This is a genomic window from Streptomyces sp. 6-11-2, from assembly GCF_006540305.1.
Classification (GTDB): Bacteria; Actinomycetota; Actinomycetes; order Streptomycetales; family Streptomycetaceae; genus Streptomyces.
The window spans coordinates 503,264-515,516 of the sequence record NZ_BJOR01000002.1; the positions used below are offsets into that span (position 1 = coordinate 503,264).

General features: G+C 68.5%; 10 protein-coding genes and 1 tRNA gene. 5 read left to right on the forward strand and 6 right to left on the reverse strand.

The genetic code is table 11. The features are described 5' to 3' along the window. Positions 1-133 precede the first annotated feature (133 nt). Positions 134-942 (reverse strand): IS5 family transposase gene (locus TNCT6_RS38445; protein ID WP_172632768.1). Its coding sequence is split into 2 segments (ribosomal slippage): positions 134-603 and positions 603-942, totalling 810 coding nucleotides; the frame shifts between segments, so codons are not numbered across the junction. A gap of 196 nt (positions 943-1,138) precedes the next feature. Here TNCT6_RS38445 and TNCT6_RS38450 point away from each other — a divergent pair. Next, positions 1,139-1,993, forward strand: coding sequence for a class I SAM-dependent methyltransferase (locus tag TNCT6_RS38450; RefSeq protein WP_141367952.1), 855 nt, complete (start codon positions 1,139-1,141; stop codon positions 1,991-1,993). A 261-nt stretch (positions 1,994-2,254) separates the two neighbouring features. Beyond that, positions 2,255-3,394 carry an IS110 family transposase gene (locus TNCT6_RS38455; protein WP_141367775.1) on the forward strand — a complete coding sequence of 380 codons (1,140 nt, stop codon included), beginning with the start codon at positions 2,255-2,257 and terminating at the stop codon, positions 3,392-3,394. 723 nt (positions 3,395-4,117) lie between these two features. On the opposite strand, the gene TNCT6_RS38460 is transcribed toward TNCT6_RS38455, so the two are convergent. Then, positions 4,118-5,563, reverse strand: a complete 1,446-nt coding sequence (locus TNCT6_RS38460) for a hypothetical protein (protein WP_141367776.1) — start codon at positions 5,561-5,563, stop codon at positions 4,118-4,120. Between the two features lie 161 nt (positions 5,564-5,724). Here TNCT6_RS38460 and TNCT6_RS38465 point away from each other — a divergent pair. After that, a tRNA-Met gene (locus TNCT6_RS38465) sits at positions 5,725-5,798 on the forward strand. On the opposite strand, the gene TNCT6_RS38470 is transcribed toward TNCT6_RS38465, so the two are convergent. After that, complete coding sequence (locus TNCT6_RS38470) at positions 5,780-7,081, reverse strand: tetratricopeptide repeat protein (RefSeq protein WP_141367777.1); 1,302 nt, start codon at positions 7,079-7,081, stop codon at positions 5,780-5,782. The two genes, TNCT6_RS38465 and TNCT6_RS38470, sit on opposite strands and share 19 nt — an antisense overlap. Positions 7,082-7,250: 169 nt before the next feature. Further along, a complete protein-coding gene (locus TNCT6_RS38475) occupies positions 7,251-7,829 on the reverse strand; it encodes a TetR/AcrR family transcriptional regulator (RefSeq protein ID WP_141365836.1) in 579 nt (192 codons plus the stop codon). Between the two features lie 92 nt (positions 7,830-7,921). On the opposite strand from TNCT6_RS38475, the gene TNCT6_RS38480 reads away from it, so the two are divergent. Then, positions 7,922-8,368, forward strand: a complete 447-nt coding sequence (locus TNCT6_RS38480) for a DUF1772 domain-containing protein (protein ID WP_141367778.1) — start codon at positions 7,922-7,924, stop codon at positions 8,366-8,368. A 162-nt stretch (positions 8,369-8,530) separates the two neighbouring features. On the opposite strand, the gene TNCT6_RS42275 is transcribed toward TNCT6_RS38480, so the two are convergent. After that, the gene (locus TNCT6_RS42275; protein ID WP_373996266.1) at positions 8,531-9,187 is read right to left on the reverse strand and encodes a hypothetical protein; all 657 of its coding nucleotides are present in this window, start codon (positions 9,185-9,187) and stop codon (positions 8,531-8,533) included. Positions 9,188-9,373: 186 nt separating this feature from the next. On the opposite strand from TNCT6_RS42275, the gene TNCT6_RS38490 reads away from it, so the two are divergent. Beyond that, entirely contained in the window at positions 9,374-11,545 is a 2,172-nt protein-coding gene (locus TNCT6_RS38490) for a TerD family protein (protein WP_141367779.1), read from the forward strand. Positions 11,546-11,672: 127 nt separating this feature from the next. On the opposite strand, the gene TNCT6_RS38495 is transcribed toward TNCT6_RS38490, so the two are convergent. Beyond that, the gene (locus TNCT6_RS38495) at positions 11,673-12,224 is read right to left on the reverse strand and encodes a Ku protein (RefSeq protein WP_253266539.1); all 552 of its coding nucleotides are present in this window, start codon (positions 12,222-12,224) and stop codon (positions 11,673-11,675) included. Positions 12,225-12,253 lie beyond the last annotated feature (29 nt).

Here is a 12,253-nt window from a genome sequence, read left to right on the forward strand (position 1 = left end):
GGCGGCGGCGTTCGCACTCCCGCAGCGGATCCGGCGTCATCTTGACTACATCGCCTGGCTGGTCGATAGATACAACACCGGCTCCGGAGCCAACCCTCGAAGGGCTTCCGGAGCCAACCACTTACTGATCATTTCAGAATGAGGTCCGGAGTCGTCTCAAGCAGATGATGCTGCAGGCGAGTTGGAGGAGGCCGAGGTGGAGGTCGGCGCGTATCTCGTAGCGGATCCGGAGTCGTTTGAACTGGTGGAGCCAGGCGAAGGTCCGCTCGACGACCCGGCGGGTCTTGCCCAGGCCGGAACCGTGAGCGGTGCCTTTCCGGGCGATCTTCGGTGTGATGCCGCGGGCCCGCAGGAGACGGCGGTACTTGTCGTAGTCGTAGCCGCGGTCGGCGAACAGCCGGCGAGGCCGGTGACGTGGCCGTCCGCGTATCCCGCGGATGCGGGGTATCGCGTCCAGTAGTGGCATCAGTTGGGTGACATCGTGACGGTTTCCGCTGGTCAGGGTGACAGCCAGGGGTGTTCCGTGCCGATCGGTGATCAGGTGGTGTTTGCTGCCCGGGCGGGCGCGGTCGACCGGCGAAGGTCCGGTGTGAGCCCCCCTTTGAGGGCTCTGACATGGGAGCCGTCGACGGCCGCGTCATCCATGTCCAGCAGGCCCGCTCCCCGCAGCTCCGCCAGAAGGACCTCGTGCAGACGGGGCCACACGCCAGCCTGCGTCCAGTCCCGAAGGCGCCGCCAGGACGTCACCCCACTGCAGCCGATCTTCTCCGTGGGGACGTCTGCCCAGCTCACACCCTTGCACAGGACGTAAACGATGCCCCGCAAGGCAGCGCGGTCATCCGCCGGCAACCGACCTGGGTACCGTCGACGCCGCGGTGGGCGAGGAGGGAGCAACGGGGCAACACGTTCCCACAGGTCATCAGGCACAAGATCATCCGACACTCGAAGAACTCTGCCGCCATCAAGCCCAACTGCCAAGCCCCACACGCCAACTCATTCTGAAATGATCAGTTCAGTGCGTGTTTCTAATCTGCTCAGGCTGCGGCATCACAGGATGCCCAGGAAGTCGGAGGCGCCGCTGGCCGCGCGTCTCATACCATCGGCCCGCACCGACCCGTCGAGTATCACCGAGGACTTTGTGAATCACTCCGATCTCCGCGCCAAGGCCCCCTCGCTCGCGGCCGGCATGGCCGCCGCCGATCACAGCCCGGACATCCAGCTGTCCCAGACTCACCACCGCGCCGCGCTCGTGGCGAGCTGGCACATCGCACCAGGTTCAACCATCCTCGAACTGGGCTGCGGCCAGGGCGACATGACCGCCGTCCTTGCAGAGGCGGTTGGGCCCAAAGGGCGCGTGGTGGCCATTGACGTGGCCGAACCCTCCTATGGGGCGCCGGTCACTCTCGGAGAATCGGCAGCCCGGCTCGCGGCGGGCCCTCTCGGGCCGCGCATCGACTTCCGCTTCGGCACCGACGTCCTCAACCCATCAGTCGACTTCCCCGAAAGTACCTTCGACCACGTGGTGCTCGCACATTGCTCCTGGTACTTCACATCGCTCGGACAACTGCGAGACACACTGGCCCGGGTACGGCCGTGGGCGCGGCGGCTATGGTTCACCGAGTGGGACTTGACGCCTGCGTCTGGCGACCAGCTGGCCCACCTCCTCGCCGTGCTGATCCAGGGGCAGACCGAGGCCGCAGGATCGCGTGGCCAGGGCAACGTCCGCACACCTTTCTCCCGTGAGGGCCTGCTGCGGCTCCTGCCTGAGGCCGGCTGGACAGCCGACGGCAGCAGGTCGGTCGATACCGAAGAGCTTCAGGACGGCGACTGGGAAATCGCTGCTTGCCTCGACCTGGCCGGAACGGAGGAGCGTCTGGCCGCGCTGCCCGAGCCGGTGCGACAGCTCGTCCTGAGCCAGGCCGACGTTCTCCGGGCCATCGCCAAGCCGCGCGGCAACCGCGCGCTCGCCGCCTATTCAGTCACCGCGCGCTGACATACGGCCCCAGCGGCTGGTCGGTCAAAGTTCCCTACGTTGTTGACCGGGACAGGGCGAGCCCCTCGTATGGTTCTCCCACCCAGGAGCGTCGGGTGTGGCTTTCAAAGTTCTGCCGCCTGTGGCTTCCACTGATGGGTCGCCCGACGCTCCACGACGACTCCGCTGCCAATTAGGAATTGCGAACGATCGCGCCGTAGGGAATCGACAGCGAGGTCGTCCGTCGGGAGGAACCTGCAGCACACCGTACGGAGGCACAACGTGGCCGCGATCTGGGCCGGCATCGACGCAGGCAAGACCCCCCACCACTGCGTCGCGATCGACGAGAGCGGCCGCCGGCTGCTGTCGCGCCGCGTCGCCAACGACGAGACCGAAGTGCTCGAACTCCTCGCCGATGTCCTGGCCCTGGGCGACGAGGTGGCCCGGGGCATGGACCTGGCCGATGGCGGAGCCGCCCTGGCCATCGCGATCCTGCTCAACCACGACCAGCCGGTGCACTACATCTCCGGCCAGGCCATCCACCGTGCTTCCGAGAGCTACCGCGGTGAAGGCAAGACCGATGCCAAGGACGCCGCGGTCATCGCCGACCAGGTCCGCGTCCGACGGGACCTCCACCCCATACGTGTCGGCGACGAGACTGTCATCGACCTCAAAATCCTCACCGGCCGCCGCATGGACCTGGTCGCCGACCGAACCCGCACCGTCAACCGGCTCCGCGCCCAGCTCACTGGCATCTTCCCTGGCCTGGAACGCGCGCTGGACCTCACCAACACCGGTCCGCTCACCCTCCTGACCGGCTACCAGAAGCCGGCCGCTATTCGCAGGCTCGGCGCCAAGCGGCTGAAGACCTGGCTGCGCAACCGGAAGGTCCGCAGCGCCGACCAGCTCGCCGAGGCGGCCGTCGAGGCCGCCGAGCGCCAGCACACCAGTCCGCCCGGCGAGAAGCTGACCGCGCAGCTGGTCCACACGCTGGCCAGGGAGGCAATGGCGCTCAATCAGCAGGTCGCCGAGCTCGACAAGGCCATCGAGGCCCGGTTTCGCGACCACCACACCTTCGAAGTGATCACCAGCATGCCTGGCCTGGGCATCATCCTCGGCGCCGAGTTCCTGGCCGCCACCGGCGGCGACATGAGCGTCTTCGGCACTCCGGACCGCCTCGCCGGATTCGGCGGCGTCGCGCCGGTCCCGCGCGACTCCGGCAAGATCAGCGGGAACATACACCGCCCGCAGCGATACAACCGCCGACTCCAGCGTGTCTTCTACACCTCCGCGCTGTTCAGCATCCGCAAGTGCGAGGAATCCCGTCTGTTTTACGATCGCAAGCGAGCCGAGGGGAAGCGCCACACCCAGGCTGTCCTCGCGCTCGTCCGCCGCCGTGTCAACGTCCTCTGGGCCCTCTAGGAATCAGTGAGATCGGCCAACATTCGCCCACCTCCGCTTCCAGGCCGGGGATGTGGAAGGTGCCCGGCGGGCCCTCGGCCAGGCCGAAGTGTCTGTGATCGAGGTCCAGCAGAGCATGTACGGCCTCCGCGTCGTCATCGGCGACGTAGAGGAAGAGGAGGAGTAAGGAGCGGTCAGCCGTCTGTCGGCGCCGATTTCCTCGGCCAGCTGGGGGGTGGCCCCCTTCCGTGCGAGGCGCCTGCCCCCCACCTGCGCCTGACTGACCAGCGCTCCGTGGTCCCACTCCGAGTCCGTTTGGGGGCGGTCGGCAGGACACCCCGCTCATCGGCGAACTCCCAGCAGGTCCCGCGGCTGGCCTGCTGGGAGTCCCCACCGATCACTGCCATCCGGGCTCCGCTCGAGCCGAACTCGCCGCGGGGAGGCCGTCGACACCGCCTCCACCACCAGGACGTCGGAGGAGTTGCTCCCCCTCCAGGCGCACATTGATCCCGGGAAACAGCACATCCTCAACCGTCTTGATCGCCACGGCAGGCAACACCCTGCCGAAACGATCCCGCGTCCCCCCCCGCTGACCTGGGGATTCACGGAACTGCGGACAGAGTCAATTTCAAGGAGCCTCAACAGCCAGGAGCAATGCTGATCGTCGCTGGGGTGGTCGGCGCCCAGGGCTCGTGCAGTTGCCCTTGCTGCACCATGCAGTCGCGTAGGGACCCTGGGGGCGGATCAGGCGAAATTGGCGGGGGCCTCCTGGTGCAGAACCGCCTCCCGCACTGCTCGGGCGAGGTCCGCTGCAGCCTCCAGGCCCCGGCCCGAGCCAGGCGACAGAACGGTGCCGACGCTTCCCTTGTCTCCCCAGGTGCAAGCGTTGACCTGCTGGCTGCCCATTGCTTGATACGACAGGCACCGCATGGTGCCGCCGAGCCGGCCGGGGTCGGCGGACCAAGCCTTGCCCGTGGTCAGATCCGTACTGCTGAGACCCAACTGGAGGCCGTCCTGGATGGCTCCGAGCGCGTCGGGGGTCATGTCGTGAAAGTCGCCGACTGCGCCGATCACCGTGATCGCGGGCAGTTGCTCCTCCTTCTTCCCGTACACGTAGGTGAAGGACGTGGCACCGCTGCCCGCCATAGTCTCGCTCATGGCGCCTTCCACGAGCAGCTGGACCGGTGTGTTCTCCAGCCGTTCGTAACCCCTGAGGCGGTCCGGTGCTGCGACCGTGTAGCGCGGGTAGGCGGCGTACTGGTGATAGCTCCAGATGCCTGAGCCCACCAGCGCCGACAGGACTGCGGCGAGTACGAGGCCTGCCATCACTGTTTCACGGCGCGAGGACGCCGGGACCGGCGGCAGTACGGGAAAGTCCGGGACACCAACGGGTTCGGCGTGAGCGACCGACGGCCGGGTGTCGGCACGGTGACGTGCCCGGCGCAGCAGAGCCTGAAGCAGAGCTGCGGGGATGACGGCGACAATGACCAGCATGCGCACCCAGCTGTTCCACTGGAGTGCGGGTACGGCCAGGAGTACCACGATGCACAGGGCCGCACGGATCAGGAGCGTGTGTAGAGGGAAGCGCACCATCCAGCGCAGTGGCGCGCGGCCGGGGCCGGCAAGCGCGGTGAGGGTTTCGGCGAGCGTGGCCAAGCGGTCGTCACCGGGTCGGCCCTGACCGTAGGCACGAGCTCGCGCGGCGGCCGAGGCGGGATCACCCACGGCCGCGAGCACCAGGCGAGCGTCGTGCGTCTGGGTCCGCACAGGCGATGGCGGCCTGGGGCCTTTTACCGCCCTGCCCGCCGCGATCTGCTCTATCCGCACCGCCTGGTTGGAACCGGGTGCCAGCTCACGCAGCCGCTCGGTGAGCTCGGGGCCGCGTCGGTGCCTGGCCGGCCGGTCCAGGTAGTCGCTGCGCAGACACAGCTCCGCGTATGCCGCGAGCAGATCGAGGTCGTCGGGGAACGCCTCCAGGCCTTCCTGGTAGGCGGCTTCGGCTCGGTCGTCGTGATCGTCGTCGTCCTCGGCCGCGTGGGCCTGCCCCAGCACCAGAAAATTACCGGCGCTGGGCCCGTCCGTCTTCAGCGCTTCCGTGGCGGTGCGCCGCGCCTGGGCAAACTGGCCCGCCAGCAACTGGGCATGCGCCGAGGCGTACGCGGATCGGACTTCTTGATCTTTGGCTTGCATGCTTCCCCCCGATGCACACGCCGAACCACCGGAATGGTTGGGCAGGCAACTATCACCGGCGCCCCTGGTTTCGTCAACCAGCGTTGCCCACTTCAGCGGGGACGTCGCGGCTGGTCTGAACGCACTCTGCCCTCCCTAGCGTGTACTGTTGCTGGTGCCGACGCGGGGTGGAGCAGCTCGGTAGCTCGCTGGGCTCATAACCCAGAGGTCGCAGGTTCAAATCCTGTCCCCGCTACGACATGGAAGGGCCCGGTCTCCGGGCCCTTTTTCCTTGATCATGATGGCCTCGCTGGTCCGTCCCGCCTGCTGGTAGAAGCTGGAGAGGTTGTTGCGAGCGGTCAGGGTGTCGGGGTGGTCGTTGCCCAGTAGCCGCTCACGGTCGGCGGCTACCTGTTCCAGCAGGTCGATGGCTTCGCTGGTGCGTCCCGCCTGCTGGTAGGAGACGGCGAGGTTGGCGCGGGTGGTCAGGGTGTCGGGGTGGTTGTTGCCTAGCAACCGCTCGCAGTCGGCGACCATGTCGCCCCAGTAGGCCGAGGCTGCGCTGTGCAGGTTGGCGTTGAGGAGGCTTGTTCCTGCACGGTAAAGCACAGGGTGGCCGTCGGGTGACCAGAAGGAGTCGCGGGCATGCGCGCTGGTTGAGTCGGTGTTGGCGCGGAGGACGCCGGCGAGTTCACGCTGTGTCTGGTCGGCGTCGGGCCACATTTCGACGAGGCCATTGGCGGCCGCGGTGGTGACTGTTCGGTGCTGGTCTTCCGGGGTGGTTTCGCGTACTGCTCGGGCGGTGAGGGCGTGGATGCGTATGGCACGGACTCCGTCGCCAGAGCCGTCGTACGTGATCAGTCCGTACCGGTCCAGCAGCCGCAGTGCTGCGCGTGCTTCGTCACCCGTGACTGGCTTCGGTGCGGTTCTGCGACGACGAAGGGCAACGGCTCTCCTGGGTCGGCAGGCGGGCTGGTGCGCGGTGAGGTAGGTGGCCAGGGCCGGGGTGTCCCACAGGGTGGCGGGGTGTCCGGCGGGATCGAGGACAGCGGCAACGCCGAGCACAGCACGGGCCAGGTGGCCGAGTGAGTCATGGTCGGTGGCGTCGAGGGCGGGGAGCAGGGTGGTGGTGATCTGCCGGCCGTAGCGCTCGCTGTCCGCCCAGCGGGGGAGAAGCTCGTCCAGGCGTGCGGCGCGGTTGGTGAACCGTTCGAGGTAGGTACGGCAGGGGATCTGTTCGCGGATCATGTAGGCGGCGGCATGCCCGAGGGCCAGTGGCAGGTAGCCCAGAGCCTTGGAGAGTGTTATTGCCTGATCGTCGATCAGGTGGGCCTTGGCGCCGTGCGTGAGGCGGCTGGTGAGGTAGGCCGTGGCCTCGTCTGGACTGTAGACGTCGACGTCGATCCGGGCGCGCCCACCGCCAGTGAGGCGAGGGTCGTTGAGCCGGGTGGCAGCCAGGGTCCAGCCGTTGCCGCGTGGGCTGTCGGGCCACCAGGACTCCACAGCTGCCGGGTCGGTGATGTCGTCCAGGACCACCACCCAACTCCGGTTGGTGCCAGCCAGCCAGGCAAGGAAGGCCTGGGCATCGGAGTCCTGGTCCTGACCGGTGCTGCCAGGCGCTGCGGACGCGCGTGACCGGAAGCGTTGCCGTAGGCAGGCAGCGGCCGGGGTCCGAGGACCTCGGCCGCGTGCCCGCCAGGATGGTGTGTCAGAGCACGGCGAGCCGGTCCACCAGCAGCTCCACCCTCTGTGCGGCGTCCTCAGGCAGCAGCCGTCCCGCCCGGGTCAGGGTCGCAAGGCCGTGCAGGGACGCCCAGAACACCTCGGTGAACAGCCCCGGGTGGACGCCGTCCCCGGCGACCTCGCCCAGGCTCTCCATCAGCGCGGCGAAGGCGTCCTTCAACGGCTCCGGGGTGTCCTCCTGCGCGTACGCCAGGCCGCCGTCGAGCTGGAACAAGGCGTCGTAGACCGCCGGGTTGCGCTCGGCGAAGTCGAGGTAGGCACGGGCGAGGGCGGCGACCCGCTCGCGCGGGCTGTTCGCGGCGGACGCCGCGGCCCGCACCGCCACGGCCATCTCGGCGGCGCCCTCCAGGGCGACGGCGCCGATGATCTCGCGCTTGCCTCGGAAGTGGCTGTAGAGGACGGGCTGGCTGTATTCGATGCGCTCGGCGAGCCGGCGCGTGGTGACCGCGTCCCAGCCCTGCTGCTCGGCGAGTTCACGGGCCGTCGCCACGATGAGGCGCTCGCGGACCGCCCGATCGCGTGCCTTGCGTTCCTGTACCGACATAACTCGAATCCTAGCACCGCTAGACAAGTAAGCGGCAGCAGTACTAGCGTTGTCCACATCAGCTAGCAGCGCTAGATCCCGGGAGGGGCACCATGCTCAGCGCACTCGAGGTCATCACCACCGTGGTCGTCGGCCTGATGGTGGGGGTGGAGTTCTCCGTCGCCTTCGTCATGAACCCGATCTTCAACGCCCTCCCGGAGGACAGTAACCAGCAGGCCCACTCCCACGGGGGCCGGATGCTCGGCGCCGTGATGCCGTTCTGGTACATCGGCTCACTCGTCCTCGTCGCGGTCTGGGCTGTCGCGGGATGGCACCACCCCGGCACCGGCCTCGTCGTCACCGCCGCCGCGCTGCTGATCGTCAGCGTGATCATGTCGATCCTGCTGCTCGTCCCGATCAACAACCGGGGCAAGACGTGGACCCCTGACAACCGGCCCGCCGACTGGAAGAAGCAGATGAAGCGCTGGGACCGGTACCACTACGTCCGCGTCGCCGTCATCATCGGCGCCTTCGCCCTGCTGGTCGCCGCCCTCGCCTGATACCAAAGTCGCCCCGACATGCACTGGTTCGCCCCTGTATGTCGACAGCCATCGCCCCGTCGGGGTGAGCCCGACAGGGGCGGGCGCCGGGCCAGTGGCCGTTCCAGTGGGTAGTACCGGGAATGGGTGTGGCGAAGCAGCAGCGCGTGGTGACGGTCGGGGTCAACACCGGCGTCTCCCTCCAGACGGCGCTCGGGCAGTTCGGTGCCGACGGGCGGGCGATGTACGACCCTCGCCCACCCGCGACGCTTCGGCTGGACCGGCGACAGCCCCTGACCACCCCGACCATGGGCCCGGCCACGGCAGATCAGCGCGCTGGGATACTTCGACTGCCGTTCCTCGAGGACGCCGCCCGTGCGGGCGCCTTCCTCGCCGTCTTCCGCGCTGCGGCCTTCCTCGCCTGTGCTGCCGGCGCCTCCGCGGGACCGCGTCGCCCGTCTCGCCGCGCGCCGCCTGGGCCTTGTCGACGGACTGCTGCAGCGCGGCCATCAGGTCCACCAGCTGCCCTGGCCGGGCCGTCGGCTCGGGGGCCTGCGGCTGCTGGCGGTCTTCCTGCTTGGCCTCGATCACCGCGTGCAGCGCCTCGGTGTAGCGGTCGGCGAACTCGGGGCCGGTGAGGTCGTCCCGGGTCATGGCCTCGATCAGTGCCACGGCTTCGTCGACCTCGTCTTCGTCCAACTGGACCGGAGGCGGGACCATGGCGGCGGGGTCGCGGATTTCGTCCGGCCACAGCAGCGCGTGCAGGGTGATCACGTCCCCGCGGACTCGTAGCAGACCGAGTCGTTCACGGCCGTGCCACGCGTAGCGGGCGACCGCCACTTTTGAGGTGTGCTGCAGGGCCTGGCGCAGTACTGGCAGTCCCGGTTATCCATAGCTGCGGAATGGCCTCCGGGCGGTCGATCTCAGGGCTGTCCCGTAATCTTGCTGTGGCAGGTGTGATCACAGTGTCGGAGCGCGTACAAAACTCCTGTGCACCGGCTCGCGTACCTCTGCGATCATCCCCGAATGGCGTACAGTCTCGAATCGCTGGTCATCCGGCACACCCACCGCCTTTCCTCCCCCAAAGGCTTCGCCGGGGAAGGAGCTATCGCCGCGCGGCAGTTCGACGCGGCGCTGACTTCCGTGGGCTTCAAGCTCTCGGCGGAGCTGCTGGAGCGGCTGTCAGGGCTGTCCGAGGCCGCGGTCGTGTACACCGCCAAGCGGACGCTGCGCACCGTGCGCGAGATGGTGGGCGACCACGTCCGGCACAACTCGTACTTCATCGACTTCCCGGCGAACGTGCCGGACACCGAAGAGTTCTGGATGCAGTGCGTGGCGAAAGCGCTCGGCGACGAGAAGTCGCGCGAGAACGTGCTGACGCAGCTGGGGCACAGGGTGCTGGACCTGCTCAGCCTCCCCACGTACGGCCGGTACCAGCACACCTACGAGGAGATGCTCGCGGCGCAGGACGAACTGATCGCCTCGGCGGGCGACCGGGTCACCGTCCTGTACCTCGGCCGGGACCTGGACGACGAACTCACTGACCTGTACCTGGCCCTGGCTGGCAGCACGACCCCGCTGGGCGAGGACGACCTGCGCGACCTCAAGGCCCTCGCCGAGCGGTGCGCGCTCGGCCCCCAGCCGGAGGCGATCCCGGTCCGGGAGAACCGGGCGGTCATCAACGAGGCCCGGCTCGGCGTCGGGGCGGACCTCCTCCTCGACACCGTCACCGATGTGCTGCGGCTGGCCTGCGCGCTGTCGGGCGGCGACGTGACGCTGCAGGAGCCGACCCGGTTTCGGGCGCTGTCGCGGCCGCTGCGCCGGGGACTGCTCGCGGGTCTCGACGCCGTGGTCGCGGCGAACCCCGCGAAGCTCGCCGATGTGCACGCACACCGGGAGCCCTTCAAGCGGCTCGGCGAGCGCCTCCACCCGCACGAGTACCCGCGCTGGCCGCACGCCGCCGATGTGTTCGCGGTGGCGCGGGGCGAGAAGGAGGCACGGTCCTTCGACAGCCGGATCGAGAAGCTGCTCGACGCGTTTGACGTCCTCGGTGCGGTGAAGCTGCTGAAGTCCGCTCCTGGCAAGCTGTTCCGCGCCCTGGACCTCCTGCTGCGCGTCGCCGCCGACCAGGAGGAGCGGGACGCGGTGGTGGGCGCCGCGGTGCAGGTCGCTCCCGACGTCTCCGGCCGGGTCGTGCTCTCGGTGCGGGAGCATCTTCACAACCGGGCACGTGAGAGCGACGCACCTCGGGTCTTCGTCAACCGCCGGGGCCGCGCCTGGGTGACCCCCGACTTCCGACCGCCGCTACCGGCCGCCGACCGCGATCGTCTGATCGCCGCCCTCGATGCCGAGGTGCGTCGTCGGCTCCCGGCGCCGGGCCGGCTGCTGCTCGACCCCGATGTCCTCGACGTGGCGCTTCCGCTCAGCGGCCGGGCAACCGCGGCCGGGCTCGGCGTACTGCCGCGAGGGTCGATCTCCGCGGTCGACGGCGAACAGTTGCGCTTCTTCGTGTACTGGAAAGAGACCAAGGACCGGACCGACTACGACTTGTCGGCGCTGCTTCTCCACGCCGACTACAGCACCGATTCCTGGCTCTCCTACACATCCCTCAAGGCCGTCGGGGGCGAGCATTCGGGCGACATCACCGAGGCGCCCGACGGGGCCTCGGAGTTCATCAACCTGTCCCTGGACCGAGTGCGCAGCACATTCATCGTTCCGCAGGTCAACATCTACGCCGGCGAAAGCTTCGAGGAGGTCGAGGAGTCGTTCTTCGGCTTCATGCTGCGCGACGGTGAGCGGAAGGGCCGGCCGTTCGAGCCGCGCACAGTGCGGATGAAGTCGGAGCTGCGTGGGGTGGGCCGGGTGGCGCTGCCTCTGGTGTTCCAGCGCGGGGACGACGGCCGGTGGCGCGCGAAGTGGCTGCACCTGTATCTGAAGGGCATCTCGTCGGCCAACCGGGTTGAGGAGAACCAGGCATCCGTGTCGAAGGTGGTGCGCGCCATCGTGGAGCGCGAGCAGTTGACGGTGCGGTACCTGATCGACCTGATGTCCGGCGACACCACGACCGTGGACCTGTGGGACGGTGAGCCGGTCCCGGACGAGCCCGTGATGTACATCGGCCTCGAACGTCCCGAGGGACTGCATCCGGACTCACGGATCATCACCCTCGAAAATCTGCGCGACTTGATCCCGGGCTGAGTGCTAGCGTTGCCCACGGCGAGGCCATGAAGGGGCTTCCTTCTCAACTCCTTTCCTGAAACGAGTCCTTTCGCTTTCCTCGCCGTTGACCTCGACTGGGAGGCGCCCGCTCGGCGCCTCCCAGTTTTCATGTGCGCCGGTACCCCAACCCCCGGGAAAACCCGGATGATGGGGTACCGGGTCGACTGCCCCGCGTCGAAGCCCTCCGCAACGAGCACCGCCGCCGGCAGCAGCAATTGGACCAGCCCGCCGAACAGACCTCGCCCGGCGCCCCGCCGCCTGCCTGAGCCAATGCAGGCCGATCCCCGGCGTTCACCAGGTCAGGCTTTGCGGCGATGACGCCCTGCGGCTGGAGGTAGTAGCCGGGGCCGATGCGGAGCGGGTCGACGTCGGCGGCCGGGAGGAAGCCGACCAGTTCGATCGCGCGCGCCGTGGGCAGCGGCAGTTGCCGCAGGTCTTCGTCGGTGAGCGGGATGATGCGGCCGCCGGTCATCTGGTAGCCCTGGCCGATCTCTCCGTAGGAGACTTCGCGGTCCTCGATCTCGCACCAGTAGCGGTTGCGTACCAGGCCGTTGTCGGCGGTGTGGATCCGGCGGAAGCGGACGCTGTGATCCTCGGTTGCGCCCAGGACGGCGATGGGGACGCTGACCAGCCCGAACGAGATGGCACCGGTCCACACCTTCGGGGCATGACGCACCTCCAGCCCCG